17 protein-coding genes, 1 tRNA gene, 2 rRNA genes, 1 pseudogene and 2 other annotated features (1 of these 23 only partly in view) are annotated in these 20,347 nt (G+C 56.5%); of the genes and pseudogenes, 12 read left to right on the forward strand and 9 right to left on the reverse strand.

Translation table 11 applies throughout. The features are described from left to right. The first annotated feature begins 38 nt into the window (after positions 1-38). Both D5400_RS20405 and D5400_RS20410 read left to right on the forward strand, forming a co-directional pair. On the forward strand, positions 39-644 hold the full coding sequence (locus D5400_RS20405; protein WP_126012209.1) for a hypothetical protein: 606 nt from the start codon (positions 39-41) through the stop codon (positions 642-644). A gap of 26 nt (positions 645-670) precedes the next feature. Next, positions 671-1,234 (forward strand): macro domain-containing protein, encoded by a 564-nt coding sequence (locus tag D5400_RS20410; RefSeq protein WP_126012211.1) that lies wholly within the window; start codon positions 671-673, stop codon positions 1,232-1,234. Positions 1,235-1,435: 201 nt separating this feature from the next. Here the strand turns inward: D5400_RS20410 and D5400_RS20415 are convergent, their stop codons facing one another. Next, a complete protein-coding gene (locus D5400_RS20415) occupies positions 1,436-2,716 on the reverse strand; it encodes a D-alanyl-D-alanine carboxypeptidase (protein WP_126012214.1) in 1,281 nt (426 codons plus the stop codon). A 106-nt stretch (positions 2,717-2,822) separates the two neighbouring features. On the opposite strand from D5400_RS20415, the pseudogene D5400_RS20420 reads away from it, so the two are divergent. Further along, positions 2,823-2,936: pseudogene (locus D5400_RS20420) on the forward strand (IS3 family transposase); the annotation flags it as partial. A 54-nt stretch (positions 2,937-2,990) separates the two neighbouring features. On the opposite strand, the gene D5400_RS20425 reads toward D5400_RS20420, so the two are convergent. The 4 genes from D5400_RS20425 to D5400_RS20440 form a co-directional block, all read right to left on the reverse strand. Further along, positions 2,991-3,716: a methyltransferase domain-containing protein gene (locus D5400_RS20425; protein ID WP_126012217.1), complete on the reverse strand. Its 726-nt coding sequence runs from the start codon at positions 3,714-3,716 to the stop codon at positions 2,991-2,993. Between the two features lie 434 nt (positions 3,717-4,150). Further along, positions 4,151-4,873 carry a spermidine synthase gene (locus D5400_RS20430; RefSeq protein ID WP_126012220.1) on the reverse strand — a complete coding sequence of 241 codons (723 nt, stop codon included), beginning with the start codon at positions 4,871-4,873 and terminating at the stop codon, positions 4,151-4,153. Between the two features lie 57 nt (positions 4,874-4,930). Further along, positions 4,931-5,455: an NYN domain-containing protein gene (locus D5400_RS20435; protein WP_245451375.1), complete on the reverse strand. Its 525-nt coding sequence runs from the start codon at positions 5,453-5,455 to the stop codon at positions 4,931-4,933. Positions 5,456-5,594: 139 nt separating this feature from the next. Next, positions 5,595-6,281: a hypothetical protein gene (locus D5400_RS20440; RefSeq protein ID WP_126012223.1), complete on the reverse strand. Its 687-nt coding sequence runs from the start codon at positions 6,279-6,281 to the stop codon at positions 5,595-5,597. A 140-nt stretch (positions 6,282-6,421) separates the two neighbouring features. Continuing rightward, positions 6,422-6,473 (reverse strand) — a sequence feature (sul1 is cis-regulatory element that is thought to sense ions involved in sulfur or methionine metabolism; They are found in Alphaproteobacteria). A gap of 118 nt (positions 6,474-6,591) precedes the next feature. Further along, positions 6,592-6,647 (forward strand) — a sequence feature (sul1 is cis-regulatory element that is thought to sense ions involved in sulfur or methionine metabolism; They are found in Alphaproteobacteria). 69 nt (positions 6,648-6,716) lie between these two features. Here D5400_RS20440 and D5400_RS20445 point away from each other — a divergent pair. From D5400_RS20445 to D5400_RS20455, 3 genes are read left to right on the forward strand one after another with little or no spacing between them, the layout of a single operon-like run. Further along, on the forward strand, positions 6,717-8,201 hold the full coding sequence (locus tag D5400_RS20445; RefSeq protein WP_126012226.1) for a SulP family inorganic anion transporter: 1,485 nt from the start codon (positions 6,717-6,719) through the stop codon (positions 8,199-8,201). 37 nt (positions 8,202-8,238) lie between these two features. Next, positions 8,239-9,090 carry a universal stress protein gene (locus tag D5400_RS20450; RefSeq protein WP_126012229.1) on the forward strand — a complete coding sequence of 284 codons (852 nt, stop codon included), beginning with the start codon at positions 8,239-8,241 and terminating at the stop codon, positions 9,088-9,090. 4 nt (positions 9,091-9,094) lie between these two features. Beyond that, the gene (locus D5400_RS20455; protein ID WP_126012232.1) at positions 9,095-9,436 is read left to right on the forward strand and encodes a TraR/DksA family transcriptional regulator; all 342 of its coding nucleotides are present in this window, start codon (positions 9,095-9,097) and stop codon (positions 9,434-9,436) included. Positions 9,437-9,565: 129 nt separating this feature from the next. Here the strand turns inward: D5400_RS20455 and D5400_RS20460 are convergent, their stop codons facing one another. Continuing rightward, positions 9,566-10,588 (reverse strand): acyltransferase family protein, encoded by a 1,023-nt coding sequence (locus D5400_RS20460; RefSeq protein WP_164527984.1) that lies wholly within the window; start codon positions 10,586-10,588, stop codon positions 9,566-9,568. 293 nt (positions 10,589-10,881) lie between these two features. Between D5400_RS20460 and D5400_RS20465 the strand changes: the two genes are divergently transcribed. The 6 genes from D5400_RS20465 (at position 10,882) to D5400_RS21925 (ending at position 18,678) form a co-directional block, all read left to right on the forward strand. Continuing rightward, a complete protein-coding gene (locus D5400_RS20465) occupies positions 10,882-12,129 on the forward strand; it encodes an MFS transporter (protein WP_126012238.1) in 1,248 nt (415 codons plus the stop codon). A 670-nt stretch (positions 12,130-12,799) separates the two neighbouring features. After that, entirely contained in the window at positions 12,800-13,096 is a 297-nt protein-coding gene (locus tag D5400_RS20475) for a hypothetical protein (protein ID WP_126012241.1), read from the forward strand. 758 nt (positions 13,097-13,854) lie between these two features. Next, a complete protein-coding gene (locus D5400_RS20480) occupies positions 13,855-14,067 on the forward strand; it encodes a helix-turn-helix domain-containing protein (protein WP_126012244.1) in 213 nt (70 codons plus the stop codon). A gap of 173 nt (positions 14,068-14,240) precedes the next feature. Then, positions 14,241-15,917 (forward strand): site-specific integrase, encoded by a 1,677-nt coding sequence (locus D5400_RS20485; RefSeq protein ID WP_126012247.1) that lies wholly within the window; start codon positions 14,241-14,243, stop codon positions 15,915-15,917. Next, positions 15,914-17,002, forward strand: coding sequence for a tyrosine-type recombinase/integrase (locus tag D5400_RS20490; RefSeq protein WP_126012250.1), 1,089 nt, complete (start codon positions 15,914-15,916; stop codon positions 17,000-17,002). The genes D5400_RS20485 and D5400_RS20490 overlap by 4 nt, the downstream gene beginning before the upstream one ends. Positions 17,003-17,070: 68 nt before the next feature. After that, complete coding sequence (locus tag D5400_RS21925; protein ID WP_425364940.1) at positions 17,071-18,678, forward strand: recombinase family protein; 1,608 nt, start codon at positions 17,071-17,073, stop codon at positions 18,676-18,678. On the opposite strand, the gene D5400_RS20500 is transcribed toward D5400_RS21925, so the two are convergent. The 3 genes from D5400_RS20500 to D5400_RS20510 form a co-directional block, all read right to left on the reverse strand. Further along, positions 18,635-18,711 (reverse strand) — tRNA-Met (locus tag D5400_RS20500). The genes D5400_RS21925 and D5400_RS20500 overlap by 44 nt on opposite strands. A gap of 216 nt (positions 18,712-18,927) precedes the next feature. Further along, positions 18,928-19,042: ribosomal RNA gene (gene rrf, locus D5400_RS20505) — 5S ribosomal RNA — on the reverse strand. 243 nt (positions 19,043-19,285) lie between these two features. Next, positions 19,286-20,347, reverse strand: a 23S ribosomal RNA gene (locus D5400_RS20510) (it continues 1,739 nt past the right edge of the window).

Here is a 20,347-nt window from a genome sequence, read left to right on the forward strand (position 1 = left end):
TATTTGCGAGTGATTTTCATGAAGAGAAAGAGCAGCGGATGCCAACAACGGCCATCAAGAAAACCCAACCGACAGTGCGTCGCGTCGACATTACCTTTATGCGTTATCGCATTATCGCCGGACCCGCCGGCGATAGCTTCAAGGCCTTGGCCTATATCGGATCAGAGCGCGTCGCCACGTCCGAAGGATGCACCGCTCAAGAAGCGACCGAAGATCTGAAAACTAATTTGGCGGCGCGTGACGCGGAGATGCGTGCTTCCAGGGTCGATGGCGTGCCTCAGGCTCAAGAGTATTTCGAAGCGCTGGCGATCATCGGCATGCGCGAAGTGATGCTGGTTGAGCCTGCGCTGAGGTTTCACGCAGGATCTGAAGGCGAGACCACCACATTTCCGGACATGGCCCGCGCGCTTGGTGTTGGACAGGAGGATATTGTTCAAAAGTACATCGATCTTGGCCGACGCGTTGGTCGTGAACTCGAATTTCAGCCGAGCGACAAGCGATTTTCCCAGCGTTACGAAGCGATCCTGGCACTGGCGTCGGCCGAAAGTGATGCCAACGGTCGATTGATCGGCATCAGATTGCGCCCGCAGTTCCGTGATGGCCTGGCATCGTTCGAAAGCAAGCGGAAGATCTTCCGTCTCTAGACGCCAGGCAAATTGGAGAAGCAGATATGAAGCTGTTGGTAGAAGGCGTCACCCTGCAATGTGTCCAAGGCGACATAACCCGGCAATCCGATATCTCTGCGATTGTGAACGCCGCGAACGCACAACTCGCACCCGGCGGCGGCGTCGCGGGAGCGATCCATGCAGCTGCCGGATCGGGTTTAGCCAAGGCGTGCCGAGCACTTGCTCCAATTCATCCGGGGCAGGCGGTAATCACAAAAGGTTATCGCCTGGAGAATGACTACATTATTCATTGTCTGGGGCCGGTATTCGGCCGTGACGAACCAGCTGATGAGCTTCTCGCCAACTGCTATAAGGAAGCTCTCGCTCTGGCGGATCAACACCGCATTGCGTCCGTGGCGTTTCCGGCGATCGCAACGGGGGCTTTTGGTTATCCGTTCGAAGCAGCTGCTGAAGTTGCGTCGGTTGCCGTGGTCGACGCTTCGCTTAGGCTAAAACATGTTCGCCACGTGCGGTTTGTATTTCATGAACCCACTGGAATGAATGTTTTTCCAAAGTACCTCATAAGGGCAGTAGCTCGATTGAATGAGGCGAAGTTTGCTGAAACCTAAGTGGTTCGACCGCATGCTTCACATCCCAAATGCTTCGCGCGGTCTGGAAATGACCTGGGTTCGCGCAATTCTGATGTTGGTGAGCGGCAGCCTGGTGGCTGCCGCCATCGAAACATTGATTTCATGCGTCGCGGATGGGGGTTGAGTGTTCTGACCGTGAACTGTGCTCAAAGAGACTTCATCAACCTTTCAGACAAAAGTTCATTGCTCTGTCGCCCAACAGGCGAAGCCAAGTGATTTTAGTCTTCCGCAAGTCTCCCAAGCATCCGTCTTGCCTGTAAAGCCACCCAATCGAGCACGGTAGACTGAAGTCCCATCTTGGTCATGGCGAACTGCAAAATGCGTTTTGGCTTCAAGATAAACGCCGGCTGCTCCTTTGGCCCGCCGCAAAAGATCAAGCGCACCGCTTTCGCTAGGCGTGGCACCAATCTGCACGACCCAGTCGCTGTGTTGCTGATCGCCTGATGTTGAGGCAGTGGTGATCGTATCAACATCACTCATAGACGTGTCGAGCGCAGCGACTTCAACGTTGGCCGAGGCTGTCGTCGTGGCCTGTCTAAACGATGGGATCGGACCTTGGATGGGGAGTGATGTGGCAACTCTGGCGACGCCGCCCGTGACGGTTCTCGCGATCAGGAGGCCCGACCCGGAACTCGACGCTTGAGGCAGATACTCAGCAATCAGTTTGCGCATATGCGCATCGCGGCTGGCCCCAGTGCGCCCACCCATAACAACGGCCACAATGCGTTTCCCATTATGGTCCACTGAGCTGACCAAATTGAAGCCCGAGGCGTTGATAAACCCGGTCTTGATACCGTCGACGCCTTGCACTGACCCGATCAATCGATTGTGGCTGCCGAATACCTGGCCGCCATACCGAAATGATCGAGTTTGAAAGAGGCTGTAGTGGTGCGGGAAGTGCTCTTTCAAGGCGAGTCCGAGACGGGCCATGTCATGTGCGGTTGTTACCTGTCGCGAGTCTGGCAATCCGTGGGCATTCTTGAAAACTGTTGAGGACATTCCCAGTGATTTGGCCTTGGCTGTGGCCAATCGCGCAAATCCGTCTTCTGAACCGCCCAGAAACTCGCCAAGTGCAGTGGCTGCATCGTTCGCCGACTTGGTCACGAGCGCTTGCATAATCTGACCGACGGTAATGACCGATCCAACTCTGAGACCAAGTTTTGAAGGAGGTTCCGACGCTGCATGTCTGGATATAGGAACCTGATCCGTGACCGCAATTTGGCCCGCGTCAAGGGCTTCGAACGTTAGATATAACGTCATCATTTTAGTGAGAGAGGCAGGATATCGGCGTTCTTGAGCGCGATCTGCGTAGAGCACGTCTCCGGTTCGTGCATCAACGACAATGCCGGCATATTTCGCATTGGCGAGCGTGGGTCCCGGAAGCACGACTGCAAAAACAAAAAGAAATCCAACAAGCGACCATCTGAGTAAAAGTGATGAGAAATAGTACAAATTAGTCATTACTAAATTCCGTCTATAAATTTATCTTTTGTTTATCCGACTATGTCTAACCAAAAGTTAATCGCAGCCGTCTTGACCCAACTGTCGCTTTGGAAAGGGTTGCTTCGACGCTTATCGCCACGTGTTCGACTACGTCGAGATGTTCTACAACCCGAAGCGCAAGCACGTCAGGAACGGGATGCTGTCACCCGCGGAATTCGAGCGGCAGCAGGAAATCTAACCCGAGTGTGTCCACGAAACTCCGGGCTATTCACTGCTTGACCACCAGTCGTAATTAAATCGGCTTCTTGAAGATCACCTGAACCTCGACGCAGAGGCTGGGAACCATCGTTCCCACGGTTCGATTAAGCCTCCACCACCATTGACGTTCTTCCAGCGGGCGTAGGATTCCACCTGACACAATTCGAAATCCACGAGCGGACTTCAGTTCCAGATCGGTTAAACGTTCGACGAGACGAATAATGCTTCTTTTCGAGAAAGATTGAACATGGCCGCGAACTTTGTTCGGCGGGAAAACCTTGTCCCAAAAAGGCTGGCCGTAGTGCCGAACCCAGTGAACCCCATGGGGAAATATAGGCACTCCAAGAAACAACTTTCCACCCGGTTTCAGCACCCTGGCTAGCGTACGGATCGGCACCTCGACATTGGGCAAATGCTCTAAAACCTGCTCACAGACGACAATGTCATAGGTATTTGACGCTATTTCCGGATAACCTTGCATCAAGTCCCCATGATATCGATCGCGGTAGGACTCCATTCCATAGATTCCTTCATGAAATTCAATGTCTGCAATCGAGTGTGTCACCAGATCCGATATAGAGTGGGGCTGCAAATGTCGCGCCAGTACCCCATCCCAAGGCCCGACATCCAATAGATCCAACTTCTGCCCAGTCGAGGCTGTTGTGCGAGCCATTATTGCAATGTCGTGCGCGAGAGCGTCGTAGCGCGCCTGACGCAAACTAAAGAATTCCCTGCGCGTCGGATCGACCCCGAAGGCCATTCCGTTATTGCGACGTTCTTTAAGATAATGCACTATATTGATGCCTATATTTGTGATAGATAATAGAGATAATACTATTATATGGAAATAATCCGATATATACACGATAGCGATCGTTTTGAAATCAGTTTAAATCATAAATCTCTCGTCAAAATGGGCTTAAATGCTTGAGTTGATAGGTGCCCAAAGTAACGAAAAGTGCTTCAAGATGGCCCAGGAGTCGGCACTTGATAAGCCACCTGCTTTACAGGTCCGTTCGCAGTCTCAATACACGGGTGACGCGAAGTTCCGGCGAAAGCCCGCCGAGCTCTGGTGGCCGAGAGAGGAGTGGCCTTGGGTGTTGAAGTCCTGCCGCCATTCAGCGATGGTGTTGCGCGCATGGTCGATGCCTCAAGCGGCAAAATCTCCATAAAGGGGTATCGCGCCATCAAATCTTAGATCTCATGATTTTTCGCGAGATATACCGTCTGAGTATACGGTGTCCGCAGTAATGGATTATCGAACGTCACGGGTTCGGGCCATGCTTCGCTGAATGTCGCCCTTAGGACCGCCAGAAAATCGTCGTCCGGTCGATCATCAGACCACAGACCAACAACGCCTCCAGGGTTGAGATGGTTTCTAAGGCGTTCGAGACCGCCTTGGCTATAAAACGGTGCGGATACCGGATTGAGATGATGATTGGGAGAATGGTCAATATCGATCAGGATCACATCATACTGGCGTCCGGGATTCGACGCGTCAAAGCCGTTTACGCTGTCGGAGAGGGCAAAGAAGTCACCGACAATGATCTGGCAACGTGGATCGGTGAAAAGCTCTGCCCCCAGAGGTAAAATCTCTTCTCGATGCCAACGCACGATAGGATCGAGAAATTCGATAACCGTTAGCGACGTTGTTTTCCTGTGATCAAGGGCTGCTTTAGCCGTATATCCGAGACCAAGCCCACCCAGTGCGATCTGAAGCGCATCTCCCTTGTGAGCGTCGAGCGCAAGGTTGGCCAGCGCGACTTCAGACGCCGTGAAGAGGCTGGACATTAAAAATTCATCACCCAGCTTCAGTTCGATCACATCATGACCGACCAAAGGTTCAAGACGTCTTCGCAGGCTCAATGCGCCGATCGCAGTAGGGCAATAATCGAGCTCTTCGAAATACTTGCTCATGGTTTCCCTTCAATGCGTCCACGACGCGCTGGCGCGACCGCTTTGGCCATCTCGGCATCACGTGCCATAGGCTATATTCATCTCGAATTCGGCGATGTCGACAAAGCGGCTGGCGGCATCGACGAGGCTCAACGATGGAGCGATCGTTTTGGGCGCGTTGAGGGTCGACACAAGAATGCACTCAATCCCCGATGCTAAAAGCCGTCGGAGCAAGGGCTCCAGCTTATGGTCAGAAGCGACGAGGGCGACCGTGTCCCCGGGTTGGGAAATTGAGAGAGCTTCCACGGCCAATTCCACGAGGTTGGTACCATATCGCTCTCTCGGCATGTCGGCGTCTTGATTGAAGTGTCGGCCCTTTATTTCGTACCGATTGTGCCTCAGCCAGCCAAATAGGCCCCGCTGTCGATCCTCTTCACTAGCATCTCGGATGTCGCGGAAATAAATTGATCGAGCAGACGGATGATCTGGGAGAACTTTGTTTCTCAGAAGCGTTAGATCCAACGGGGTGGCGAATGTCGACTTCAGTCTGTCGTAATGGCCGCCATCTACTAAAAAGATGCCTTGTGGCATAGCCTGAGCCAAATCAGCCTCCTAGGTGAGTGAAAACACTGACATGTTAGAAATCAACTTGGCGGATGTCAGTGGAGCCGGTGATCTCATTGTGGGAGCCACCAAGAGAGCATCCATTGCTGACCCGCCTCGCTCACGACGCCTCACTGATTCACCCTATGTCGCGATGCTGCGTTCTGACGCGGGGGGTAGGGTAGTAGGCAAAAACAGCTGCCATCAAGAACAGGGGAATTCCCAGCTCTAGAATTTCTTCAACCGCATTTGCAGTGACCGCGAAATCAACATTCGATCCGATTCCGATTTCTGCGAGTTTTCGTGGTAGCCCATCCAGCGTTTTGGACGCGACGACGGCAAGGCCAGCAAGGCCAATTGCGATCGCGACCGGATTGCCAATCACCAATCCATTCCAAAAACTCTTCCAATGCCTGGCGAACATTACGCAGCCCGAGAAGGCAATAATGGCGATCATCAGGATGGCTGCCAGCTTTTCGTGAGCGGGCACAATGGACGACAAATAGAAGTCCAATCGGGTGATACTCGTGGTCGTCCACAAATTATGGAAATCGAGTTCACGCAGGCACATCGCCATCGGGATAATGAGGAAATACCAGTGTTGGCGCAAAAATTTCGCAGTGGTTTCGCGGACCAGGGAGGCGATTACGACGAGATAGCCAGCGGCTGAGAGGGTCTCGACCAAACCGCCCTCGCGTACCAGCGTCTCCACAAAATCTGTTGGGGCTGTAAGCGCCAACAGCAACAGACACAGCAACACCGCGAAGATTGCAAAAAATAGCATATGAATCGGCTGAGGATTGGCCCTCGAAGAGATCGTTTTCATTCAATGATTTTCTAAAGGACTGCCGGACCGGTCTTCGCTGCCAGCAGTATTCATCGATCGATCGCCGCCGAAGGAAGAGGCGAAGTACGGGGAGATTGGGAGCCAATCGCTCACCGGATCTCACCCTCTTGGTCGATCAAAGATTGCCGAGGGATAGGCGCTCGGAGTAGCCACCCGTTGGACGGGTCCGTTCGCAGCATCAATAAACGCAATGGTGCGCGCATTGCAACCACCGTTACCCATTGAACTGCGATCGGCATTCAAGGGATGTTGCGCTATCGCTTAGGCAGGGTTAAGGGAGGCGTACTCGCTTGGACCCGGTGAAAGCCCGGGTGGCTCCTCCGGCCGCCGACCCGCCGGACAACGAAATCGATTGACGATTTGTCATGCGGCGTCCTCCCCGCCGCACATGATTTTGAAAATTCCAGGATTGAAATGAACTCCTTGTCCGCTTATCGCGCGCAATGGTTCGGAAATGTACGCGGCGATTTGCTTGCGGGCATTGTGGTAGCGCTGGCGCTGATCCCCGAAGCCATAGCCTTTTCCATTATCGCGGGTGTAGATCCGCAAGTGGGCCTCTACGCATCGTTTTCGATTGCGGTTTTGATCGCTTTTGTCGGTGGCAGGCCCGGAATGATATCGGCCGCCACCGCCGCGACAGCTGTGCTGATGATCACGCTCGTGCGAGATCATGGCCTTCAATATCTGTTGGCGGCTACCGTTTTGGCCGGATTGTTACAGATCGCGGCAGGTTTCTTGAAACTCGGCGCAGTCATGCGGTTTGTTTCTCGTTCTGTGATGACAGGCTTTGTGAACGCGCTCGCGATCCTGATCTTCATGGCACAGATACCCGAACTCGTCGGCGTGCCGAATCTCACATACGTGATGGTCGCTGTGGGTCTGGCCATCATCTATCTGTTTCCATATCTCACAAAAGCAGTTCCGTCTCCGCTGGTCGCTCTCGTGGTTCTGACAGCGGTGACGATGGTCTTCGGCTTCGATGTTCGGACCGTCGGCGACATGGGCCAGCTGCCGTCGACCCTGCCGATATTTCTGATTCCAGATATCCCGCTAACCTTTGAAACCCTCATGATCATCCTGCCATATTCGGCGGCAGTCGCTGTCGTTGGGCTTCTTGAGTCTCTCATGACTGCGCAGATCGTTGACGATCTGACTGATACCGGTTCAAATCGAAACCAAGAGTGTATCGGACAGGGCATTGCGAATACCGCGACCGGCTTCATTGGCGGGATGGCGGGCTGCGCTATGATCGGCCAATCGATCATCAACGTAAAATCTGGCGGACGCGGCCGTCTTTCGAGCTTTGCAGCGGGCGTCTATCTGCTCTTCATGGTGCTCGTCCTTGGTGATCTCGTCAGCCAGATACCGATGGCCGCACTCGTCGCCATCATGATCATGGTCTCGATCGGCACCTTCTCATGGTCGTCCATCAAAAACTTGAGGGACCACCCACGATCTTCATCGATGGTGATGCTGGCGACGGTCGTGACTGTCGTCGTAACCCACAATCTTGCTTATGGCGTCATTGTCGGCGTTCTGCTTTCTGGAATATTCTTTGCCTGGAAGATCGCGCAGTTGTTCGGCGTGAGATCCCATCTTAGTGACGATGGGCGCCATCGCAGTTACATCATCGAAGGCCAACTTTTCTTTGCTTCGGCAGAAGACTTCATGGCCGCCTTCGACTTCAAAGAGGCGGTCGACAAGGTCACCATCGATGTGGCAGGTGCCCACATTTGGGACATTTCGAGCATCGCAGCCCTCGACATGGCGGTTCTGAAGTTTCGCCGGGATGGTGCTGAGGTCGAGATCATCGGGATGAATGAGGCGAGTGAGACACTCGTCGATCGTCTGGCCATCCACGACAAACCGGGAGCCCTTGATAGGCTCATGTCCCATTGAGTGTTGAACTGCGCTTTATGCCTACGAGGAGAACAGTATGACCGATAAGCTGATCGCACTGATTGACGGCTCAATTTACTCGAAAAGCGTGTGTGAAAGCGCCGCCTGGATCTCGCTTCGGACAGAAGCCCCGGTCGAATTGCTGCACGTTCTCGGACGGCGGGAGGTTGCTAGTTCAGACCTTTCTGGTTCCATCGCTCTTGGCGCTCGTACGGCACTTCTGGAAGAGCTTTCAGATCTCGATGAGCAAAGAGCGAAGCTGGCGGTGAAGCGTGGCCGTGCTCTGCTCGAAGACGCGGAGGCGATTCTTCGAACCGCGGGTGTGAAGGAAGTCACAGCTCGATTGCGGCATGGTGATCTGTTGGAAGCCGTGAGCGAGGCAGAGCCTGGTTCACGTGGCATAGTGATTGGCAAACGCGGCGAAGCGGCTGATTTTGCCAAACTTCATCTCGGATCAAATCTGGAGCGGATCGCGCGAGCGGCGACAAAGCCAGTCTTCGTGGCTGCGCGTGCGTTTCGGCCGATTGAACGCGTTTTAATCGCCTATGACGGTGGCGCGAGTGCATTGAAGGCAGTCAATCATGTGGCGCAGGCGCCATTGTTTGACGGGCTTGCGATCAAACTTTTGACAGTCGGAAGCGAAACGCCTGAGGTTCGTTCTGGTCTTGAGGGCGCTCAAGCGGTCTTGAAGGCGGGTGGACGTCAGGTTTCCTTGGAAATAGCTCAAGGCCAGCCTGAAAAGGTCATCACCGATGTGGTTGAGAAAGATTCGATCGATCTGCTTGTCATGGGTGCCTACGGCCATTCGCGCATTCGATCGATGATCATTGGTTCGACGACTGCAGCGATGATGCAATCTTGTAAGATCCCCGTTGTTCTGTTCCGGTGAAGCCATGGAACGAGAACCTGGCGAGCTGATCGCGATCTTTCAGCCAAGGGTGGAAGCTGAGCGTGCTGAGCTGTTGGCGCGTTCTGACGCCACCGATGTCGACCGGCGGCCCGTGGAACTGGATCAACAGTCTGTAGGTCGATTGTCGCGCATGGATTCACTGCAGATACAGGCGATGGCTGTTGCGGTCGAGCAGCGGCGCAAAGCCCGTCTCGTTGCGCTCGAAATGGCGCTTCGCCGGATGGCTAAGGCCGACTATGGCTACTGTGTCGACTGTGGCGAATTCATTGGCATGCGACGCTTGGAAATCGATCCTGCAGCGCTCAAATGCGTGAAATGTGCCTGATGTTCGGGATGCCTGGTTGGCCGCTCGGATAGGCGATGGCATTTACATTGACCGCTAGGCCGGTAAACGCGCCTTCCATCTATCGTATGACATCCGCAAAACCCTGCTCACCTACGCAAGGATTCGCCGTCAGACCTGGTGCGCCAACCGGCGTTTGCTGGTTTTCGCCCACCGAATGAACGGTCTTTCAATCGCGTGGTAGGTCAATGCCGCGATCGGGATCGAAATGAGCAGTGTTATCACCATCATCCGCCCGCCCTGCATGTCAAAGTCCCGTAACAGCCGGATAATTGGATAGTGCCAGAGATATAAGGAGTAGGAGTAGAGGCCGAGCGACGTCATTGGCCAGGAGGTGAGAAACGGTTGCAGTCTATCGGCAGAATTCAGTGCGGCCAGGATCAACGCGAACGCGCCAATTTCTGCAATGAACCCGCCGGCTGACAAACTGATTGGAGAGCCCCAGCGCAGTGCCGCAGCCGCTGCAATCAAAATTATCAGTGCAATCAGTCCACATGACGAAGACTGTTTCATTTTTTGCGGACCTAAAGTCGCTAATACGCCGCCCAAAACAAGCCCAGACAACCTCGTGTCAGCGCGATAATAGACGGCTTGCCATTCTGCCGTATGGATGGATGCAAATCGCCAGCCCGTTGCAATAACAAATATCACCATCAGAATGATCAGTAGATGACGGTCGCTCAGTCCTCGACTGTAGATGATCAATATGGGCCATGCGAGATAGAAGTATACCTCCACGGAAAGTGACCAGGTATGCTGCATAAAATCGGGCGCATCGAAAATGGCCTTGGAGTAGCTGCTGAGATAGAAAACGCTCAAGAGAAATTCTTGATCCGGTCTTAAATGCGACCAATAAACAGCGCCTAGAAGCACAACCACCGAAGTGACAAAAACCAGAGCGGGCCAAAGCCGTGCTATCCGCCGGACAAAGAACGACTTCAGGTCGATCATTCCGTGAATCTGCAATTCAGAGCGGAGTGCGTGGGTGATAAGATAGCCGCTTAACACGAAGAATATGTCGACGCCGATGAAGCCTCCCAGCGCGCCGTCCATACGCGCGTGAAATCCCACCACTGCCAGAGCCGCAATGGCGCGAATTCCGTCAAGAGCAGGATAATGGATCCTGTTGTTCACCCAGAGTCTCGCCTTCGAGAGGATATGCTCCGCTGCACACTGAAATTGATCCTTCAGTCGAGAACCCTAAAATGCAGTGAATGGGATCAAAGGCCGTCGGTTCGAGACACCAGGTTTCGGTAGCTCTCAAGGCTTCAGATCGCGTGGGCATCAGAAACCCATATTCGATGACGCCCCTTCATCACCTTTGACGCGATAGCTTTTGCTCTTCACCCGATCATTCAATCCTGCGCCTTGCAGCCAATGCCACATAAGGTCTAGGCAGAGTGCTTCTCCCACTGCGCGAGACACGCATGCCCTTCCTTCAGTTCATTGCCGAGAATATGCGCTGGCTCGGTGGCGCATTTCTGCTAACGTTTTTTTCGAGCTTCGGCCAGACGTTCTTCATTTCGCTGTCGTCGAGCGGCATTCGCTCAGAATATGATCTCTCGCATGGTGAGTTCGGCGGGATCTACATGCTTGCGACGTTTGCTAGTGCCCTGACATTGCCGTTGATCGGCAAGACGGTAGATCGTTATTCAGCCGCCGCCGTGGCTTCCGTAAACATTCCACTTTTGGCATGTGCATCGATTGCCATGGCGTATTCGAATTCAATCGTCGCGCTGATCATTGTCATCTACGCGCTCAGACTCCTCGGCCAAGGTATGATGACACACAACGCCTTGACCGCCATCGGGCGTTGGTACGCCGCTCAGCGCGGTCGGGCGATGTCGCTGACCGTTATTGGACACCAGGCTGGAGAAGCGGTCCTGCCTATACTTTTCGTTGCGGCCACCGCTTGGGTAGGCTGGCGGTCGACTTGGCTAATGGCCGCCGCTTTGCTGCTTCTCGTGGGTCTCCCAGTCATCGTCAGCTTGATGCGGATAGAGCGTCAGCCGCGATCGAGCGATGGCGTGGTAAAGCGGGGTGCCGAACGTCACTGGACGCGGGGAGAAGTGCTTCGCGATCCGATTTTCTGGCTGACCTGCTTGGGCGTATTGGCGCCGGGTTTCATCGGTACTACGATCTTCTTTCACCAGGTCTATCTCGTGGAACTGCGCGGCTGGTCGCTTACGGTATTTGCAGGCTATTTCGTCGCCATGTCTGCAATGACAGTGACGTTCTCACTGATCAGTGGACAGTTGATCGACCGTTTCACCGCCATCCGGCTATTGCCGATCTTTCTGATACCGCTTGGGGCCTCTTGTTTTGTCCTTGCTTCGTGGGATGCCCAAATGTCTGGCCTCATCTTCATGCTGCTGCTTGGTGTTTCCTACGGCTTTTCAAGCACTTTGATGGGCGCAGTTTGGCCGGAGATGTACGGCACCCGACACCTCGGAGCGGTGCGCTCGGTCGTGATCGCGATTCTTGTCTTCGCGACTTCAGCAGGACCCGGACTGACCGGTTATCTGATCGACATCGGCGTTGCATACCCGACCCAGATAGCCGTCATGGGCGGCTACTGTTTTGTGGCGAGTGCGTTGTTGTTTGTGGTCAGCCGCCACATCATTGCTCGTAATCGTGCTCAAGCAGTTACGTGGGATGATTTGCCTGTTCGATAGGGAACTGTGTCTCAGTTCGCACCGGTAATGCGACGCGCTTATGGAGCCTAGCGATTGCGGCTTGGCGCATTCCGACCCAAATCTCGACCGTTTCCCGAAAGAATCGTGGACCTAATCTCGCCTAAAACAATGGCAAGTCCGAGCCTGCGGACATTTTCGAATGTGTCTTCAACCTGTGGCCCGTAGCTCGCTATCACGCCGAAGGCCCAGAACTCCCCCGATGCTTCTTTGATGTCTTTAAAGGTTTCGCTTGCTGAACGGCGGCTCGTCGAGCATTCCCCAACCGGACTGACCGCGAGCCTGCCTCAAAAGTACTCCCTTGACTTCCCCTTCCCCCTCCAGCATCAAGATTCTGGCGCATACGCATGCGCTGGGGCTTCGAAACCCCTGATAGCGGATCAGTATCTCCGGAATGATACTGGACTCCTTGACCTTATGGTCGGGGAGCCTGCGACGTATGTCCAGGTTCTCCGAACTAAAGGTCGCAGGGCCGTCTATCACGGTTTCGAACTCCCCGATCACCAGGATCAAGGGCATGTTCGCGGGGGCGCACCGCGGGCTTCTGTCCCCGGGGAGTGGCCGCTTTGCACATCAAGATACAGCTTTTCAGGGATGCTGATTGCCAGGCGATCGCCGGGTTTCGTGCGTCCTCAAGCGGGGAGATCGCCTGATGCCGCGGATCCGCGTCTGGACCCAGGAAGAAGTGCAGGCGCTCAACGCAGAGCGCGCCCGTGTAGCGGCGGAAGAGCTTGCCGAGCGTCGACGTCAGCGTGTGATCAGGGAAGCAGCCGAAGCTGAAGCACATGCGGCACGGCAGCAGCGGATGCAAGAGCAGTATGACCGGTACGAAGCGGAGCGACTTCATCAAGAGCGCCTTGAGGAAGCAAAGCAAAGGCGTCTCGCTCGTGAGCGTGCGGACGCCGCCGTGATCGGCCCTGGCCGCCGTGCGCTTGATCTCGACGATTAATTTTCAGGAAGAACATCAAGAAGGAGCTTCACATGGAATTGCTGCGGAGTTTGATGCGGGTGGCCAGGGACAACGAGGACCGGCCCTGGCCAAGCCGCCCCACTGTCACGCGTGAGGAACGCGACGAGGCACAGGCGCAGTTTCAGGTCATTTCGCGCCTGTACAACTTGCTCGTCCCGAATACGACAGGTTGTGGACCGACCTATCGTCGCTAAGCCTCAACGAAGGGCGCCGGCAGATCTCGGCGCCCTTCACCAATTATACGTTGTCAAACACTTGGAACTACATAAGGAAAGAGATTTAAGACTGTTGCAAGGCGTATTATTGCACGCTATACGATGGCATCGGAGCTAACAATTCCGTAGTCGTTCAGCAGCACTCACCCGACATCAGTCGACAGAGGGCATTTGAATGCAACTCACCGGATCAGGCGATCCGGCGGTTGCGTCATGCCCATGTGCTGCGTTTTCCTGCCTCTGCCTGATCCATCTCGTTGCCGGGCCTCGCGCCCAGATGTCGATGGATGAGAGCGATGGCCAATTCGCCGTCTTCAGGATCCAGGGCTTGCAAGCCGTCCGATGCTTCTGACGCTACAGATGTAGCCGAGGCAGCATCGACGCGGCCTCCCCGCCCTTCCGCCCAGTCCTCCTCATCGAAGCCCTCGCCGGCGTTGGTCGAACTCGTTCGACTGATGGCGCGCCAGGCTGCGCGCGACGCCTTTGCAACGGGGATCAACACACCCTGTGAAGGAGGCCACAATGGCTGACCGTTTTACCAATCCCCGCCAGCTTTTCTACACAATCGAGGACACAGCCGAGTTGCTGAAGGTCAGTGACCGCACTGTGCGCCGCTGGATCAAGGCCAAGATGCTGCCCGCCTTCAAGGTCGGCAGCCAGGTTCGCATTCCTCGTGCCGACCTGGAAGCCTTCCTTCAGGCCCGCCGCTACGGTCTTGGCCTCAATGTCCTCTAAGGGCCGCTCCCGTCACGCTTTCCCGAGGTATCGGGAAAGCGCCTCCACCAACTTTGGGTTTAAATTCACGTCCCTTCTTTCCCGAATGTCAGCCCCTGTCCGCAGCTGTCTCCCGACGGCCGGTCGTGGCCTCCCGACAGTAGAGATTTCTGGAGCACAAGGAGCTTCTTGCCATGTACGTTGATCAGTACTCGATCATCAAAAAGCCGATGACGCTCGGTGACGTCGTCACGCGTCTCGAAGCGAAGACGGACCTCTCCACGACCAAGCGTCGCGACCTCGTCAGTGCCGTCCGCACGGCAGCACGGTTGCTTCATCGCAGTCCTGAAGACCTGCCGGCGAGCGTCGAGGATCTGCGCAACCGTCTCGCCGACATACATCCTGTCCAGGCGTCGATCTCGCTCAAGCGCCTCGCCAACGTGAAGTCGGGTCTCGTTGCCGCCATCGAGATGACCGTAACGACCTGTCGCATCCGCAAGCGTCAGCGTCCGCGCTCGCCGGCCTGGGCGACGCTCGTCCAGTCGACGCCGCAGAAGTGGCAAGCCTACACGCTGAGCCGCTTCAGCCATTTCTGCTCGAGCCAGGGGATCGAACCGACGGACGTTTCGGACGACGTGCTGGTGCGGTTTGAAGAGCATCTTTCGAAGGAGGTTCTGACCAAGAAGCCGGAGAAGATCGTGAAGATCACCCGCCAGACCTGGAACGGTCTCGCCGAGCGCGTTCACCCTGAACTGCCTGCGCTGACGAAGCCGCCGAGCCGGCGTGTCCTCACCCGCGACCTCTCCACCTATCCGGCGAGCTTCCAGGCGGATATCGAGGCCTGGATCGCACGCCTCGAGACCGTGGACTTTCTAGAAGACGACGGGCCTGCCAAGGCACTGCGGCCGACCAGCCTTCGCAACGTTCGGGCTTGCCTGCGCCAGTTCGCCGATGCTCTCGTCAAGAGCGGTGTCAAACCGGATGAGTTGCTGGGGTTGTCCGACCTCGTCGACCCTGAGACCGTCAAGCGGGGGCTCCGGTATCTGCGTGAGCGCGACGGCGGCAACCGGCCGTCCCATCACACCATCATGGCGCAGCTGATCGCGGTCGCCCGCTATCATGTTCGCGTGTCTGGCGACATCGAGAAGGTCCTCAAGTCGATCCAGGCGAAGGTCTCCGTCGCCTATGACGGCATGACCGACAAAAACCGCAACCGCCTCGGTCAGTTTCGCGACGAGCGCAATATCGATCTTTTGCTCGACCTGCCCCGCCATCTCGTCAGCAAGGCCGGCAAGGTCAAGGATGCGGGCCGCAACCAGGCGCTGATGGTGATGCATGCCGTAGCGATCGACATCCTGCTTGCCTGCCCCATGCGGATCGGCAATCTGTCGTCGCTGTCCATCGACCAGCATCTGACCTGGCGCGGCGAAGGCCGCGAGCAGCGGGTTGCGATCGCAATCCCCGGATCGGAGGTGAAGAACCGGCAACCGATCACGATCGACCTCTCGGTCGAGACAAGCAAACTGCTCGATCGCTACATCCATTCCTGGCGCCCGAAGCTCGAAGGCTCGTCCGGCAACGCACTGTTTACGCAGACCAATGGCAATGCGCGGACCCCTTCGCGTTTCGGTCAGGACATTTCCCGCACGATCAAGCGCGAGACGGGCATCGTCATGAATGCCCACCTCTTCCGTCATCTCGCAGCGCTGCTCTTTCTCGACAAGCATCCTGGAGAGTACGAGACGGTCAGACGCCTCCTTGGACACAAGAACCTCAACACGACGACCAAGTTCTACGCCCCTTTCGAGACCTGGCGGGCGACGGAGCGCTACGAGACCGAAGTGCTTCAGGTACGGAGGGCAGTCAAATGAGCGCGCCTCTGATCATGAAGTGGAACTTCTGGCCGAAAGCCGATCGCGATGCCTGGGCTGCTCTGTTTCGGCAGGGGGAGGATCATTTCGATGAGGACGGCGCCGGTTGCGACTGGGCCGATGGCACGCGTTCGAAGTTCGAGCAGGCTTATGGCCACTGGCTGTCGTTCCTCGATCGCAATCGTCAACTCGACGATCGTGCGCCTGCCGACCGCATCTCCATCGAGACTGTTTGGCTCTTTAAGCAAGAGATGGAAGCGCGCATCTCGGGACGCAGCACGGCCGATCGCGTCAAGGATCTCTATGTTATTGCAACTGCACTCGACCCCGACCGTGACTGGACGTGGCTGAAGAATGCGTCGAACCGGTTGCTGCAGCTTCATCCCCACGAACTGAACCCTCGCCGGAGTGTAACCGCTGCCGAGATCGCGGCTTGGGCAGATGCCGAGATGACGGCGGCCCTGTCCATGCCCGACACTGGTGGCTGGGAACGGCCGATCCGGTTCCGGGACGGCTTGATGGTCGGTCTCCTGATCGCAAGACCGCTCCGGCTTCGTACCTTCGTTGCCATCGAGATCGGTCGCCATCTGGTCACCGACGAGAACGGCACCCGGCTGATCTTCCAGCCCGACGACATCAAGGACCGCAAGCCCCACGAATGGTCGTTCCCCGATCACCTCCTCGACCCGCTTGAGCGCTACCTGACAGAGTTCCGCCCGGCGCTTCTGCGCGGCAACGAGAGCAAGGCTCTCTGGGCCTCCCGCACGGGCGGCCCGCTCTCCTATGCAGGCTTGCAGGAGAACCTTGCAAACATCACCGCCCGAGCCTTCGGCGAGACCCTTCGTCCGCACGCATTTCGCGACATTGCTGCGACTTCGATCGCTGAGGAGGACCCGCTCCATGTCGCGATCACGCCAGGTGTCCTCGGCCATTCCACCCTGCAGATGGCTCAGAAGCACTACAACCGTGCGAGCAGCGTAAAGGCGTCAGCCGCCTGGCAGGATCTCATTTACGAGCGCCGCCGCGCGGGCCGCACCAACTGCCGCAAAAAACGCGATTCTCATTTTCGGGGGAAAGTGGAATAATGGCCATGAGGAAGGATGATGGGGGGCGTCCCATGCGAGCAGCCATCTACGCCCGCTACTCGTCAGACATGCAGAGCCGCACGTCGGTCGAAGACCAGGTGCGCCTGTGCCAGAAGCGCATCGATCTTGAAGGCTGGCAGCTGACGGAAGTCTATGCCGACCACGGGATCAGCGGCGCCACGTTGTCCCGACCGGGCTACCGCAAACTGACCGAGGACGCGCGCAATGGCGCGTTCGACATCCTGCTTGCCGAAAGCATCGACCGGCTGTCGCGCGACCAGGAACATATCGCTGCCCTCTACAAGCTCCTGACCTACCGGTCGATCCCGCTCGTCACGGTCGCCGAAGGCGAGATCTCCGAGCTTCACATCGGCCTCAAGGGAACCATGAGTGCGCTCTATCTCAAGGATCTCGCCCAGAAGACCCATCGGGGTCTCGAAGGCCGGGTGCGTCAGAAGCGCTCGGCCGGCGGCGTCTCCTATGGCTATGACGTGGTACGCACACTCGGCAACGACGGCATGCCGACGACCGGCGAGCGCGTCATCAACGACGAGGAAGCGAGCGTCATCCGCCAGGTCTTCGGCCAGTTCGCCTCGGGGCGCAGCCCGCGAGCGATCGCAGCCGCACTGAACCTTCAGGGCATTGATGGCCCCCGCGGCACAGCTTGGGGGGCGTCGACGATCTATGGCAACTGGCGCCGCGGTACAGGGCTTCTCAATAACGAGCTCTACACCGGCAAACTCGTCTGGAACCGGCAGCGCTTCGTCAAGGACCCGGACACCGGCCGGCGGCAGGCACGACCGAACCCGCCGGAGCAGTGGATCGTCGAGGAGGTGCCGGAGCTGCGCATCATCGAAGAAGAGCTCTGGAACGAGGTCAAGGACCGTCAGACCGAGGCCCGGTCTCAAATTATCGTGGATCGCAGCACGATCAGGTCCGAGCGTGCACGGCGCCCGCGCCATCTGTTTTCCGGGATCATCGAGTGTGGGGTTTGTGGTGGCGGTTTTATCCTCGTCAACAAGCACCAGTATGGCTGCGCCAATGTCCGCAACCGCGGTACTTGCGACAACCGCCTGACCATGCGCCGCGACAGCCTCGAAGAGGCGGTCCTCGACGGGCTGCGCGACAGCCTTCTTCATCCCGATCTCGTTGCGGAATTCGTCGGCGAGTATCAGCGCGAATGGAACAGGTTGCGCGGCGAGGAGAATGCCGCCCGCCAGCGGCAGGATGCCGAGCTTCAAAAGGTTGAACGTCAGATCGCTAATATCGTCACGGCCGTGAAGAACGGTCTCTATTCGGAAGCGATGGGAGAAGAGTTGCGGTCACTCGAAGAACGCAAACGTCAGCTGAAGCGGACGCAACCAACCGCGCCCGAGCCGCCTCGCCTCCACCCCGGCCTTGCGGAACTCTACCGGCGCAAAGTCACTGACCTCAGAGCGTCCTTGAATGACGACGCATTGAAGGTCGAAGCGGCGGAGCGTCTCCGCTCTCTGCTGTCTGCGATCCGGATGATCCCGGAGGACGGCAGGCTGCAGATCGAGCTCGTTGGCGAGCTTGCAGCGATCTTGGCTTTGGGGCAGGCTGGAATGCAAAAAAGCCCCAGTCTTGCGACTGAGGCCTTGTCGATAACGCTGGTTGCGGGGGTAGGATTTGAACCTACGACCTTCAGGTTATGAGCCTGACGAGCTACCGGGCTGCTCCACCCCGCGTTATTTTTGAGCTTTCCGGTCATGGCCGGTTTTTTTTTGCCGTACCTCGAAGGCGGATGCCTTGTTCGGGTCGGCGGGGGCTGCTCCACCCCGGGTTATTTTTGCGTTTACCGGGGTGTTTCCCGGGTTTAGGAAGCAAAAAAGGCCGCGTGTTGCGGCCTTTGTTCTCGGCTTTTGCCGATATTGGTGATGAGAAGCAGCTTTTGCGATTTGCAGACCTGGCGGCGACCTACTCTCCCGCGTCTTAAGACGAAGTACCATCGGCGCTGGGGCGTTTCACGGCCGGGTTCGGAATGGGACCGGGTGCAGCCACCCCGCCAGAACCACCAGGTCGGCAAAGCGCAAAAGCGTTGTTCAGAGAAGCTGGTGAGCCAAGGCTCTTCTTAAATTTCAAACACGTCTTTGAGCAACCGTATGGCACCAGACGGAAGCGTCAAGCTTCCGCAAGGCCAAGCGGCCGTCGCGCCTTGTGGCGCGCCCTGTCCGGAGCGTAGCGTTCGAAGAACGCGACAGCGTGAGGACAGACAATTTCATGTGCAGCGTTGCTGCACATGATGATCATTGATCAATGAGAACGATCAAGCCAATCGAGCTATTAGTAAGGCTAAGCTTCACGCATTGCTGCGCGTCCACACGCCTCCTATCAACGTGGTCGTCTTCCACGGCTCTGATAGGGAACACTCGTTTCGAGGTGGGTTTCCCGCTTAGATGCCTTCAGCGGTTATCCCTTCCGTATATAGCTACCCTGCTATGCCGCTGGCGCGACAACAGGTCCACCAGAGATACGTCCATCCCGGTCCTCTCGTACTAGGGACAGATCCTCTCAATATTCCTACACCCACGGCAGATAGGGACCGAACTGTCTCACGACGTTCTGAACCCAGCTCACGTACCGCTTTAATTGGCGAACAGCCAAACCCTTGGGACCTGCTCCAGCCCCAGGATGCGATGAGCCGACATCGAGGTGCCAAACAACCCCGTCGATATGGACTCTTGGGGGTCATCAGCCTGTTATCCCCGGCGTACCTTTTATCCGTTGAGCGATGGCCCTTCCACGCGGGACCACCGGATCACTATGACCGACTTTCGTCTCTGCTCGACTTGTCAGTCTCGCAGTCAGGCGGGCTTATGCCATTGCACTCGACGAACGATTTCCGACCGTTCTGAGCCCACCATCGCGCGCCTCCGTTACTCTTTAGGAGGCGACCGCCCCAGTCAAACTACCCACCATACACTGTCCCGGACCCGGATGACGGGCCGCGGTTAGACATCCATGACGATAAGGGTGGTATTTCAAGGATGGCTCCACGCGAGCTGGCGCCCACGCTTCAAAGCCTACCACCTATCCTACACATGCCGACACGAATGCCAGTGTAAAGCTATAGTAAAGGTGCACGGGGTCTTTCCGTCTGACCGCAGGAACCCCGCATCTTCACGGGGAATTCAATTTCACTGAGTCTGCGTTGGAGACAGCGGGGAAGTCGTTACGCCATTCGTGCAGGTCGGAACTTACCCGACAAGGAATTTCGCTACCTTAGGACCGTTATAGTTACGGCCGCCGTTTACTGGGGCTTCGATTCAGAGCTTGCACCCCTCCTCTTAACCTTCCAGCACCGGGCAGGCGTCAGACCCTATA

Source organism: Georhizobium profundi, assembly GCF_003952725.1.
GTDB classification, from domain to species: Bacteria; Pseudomonadota; Alphaproteobacteria; order Rhizobiales; family Rhizobiaceae; genus Georhizobium; species Georhizobium profundi.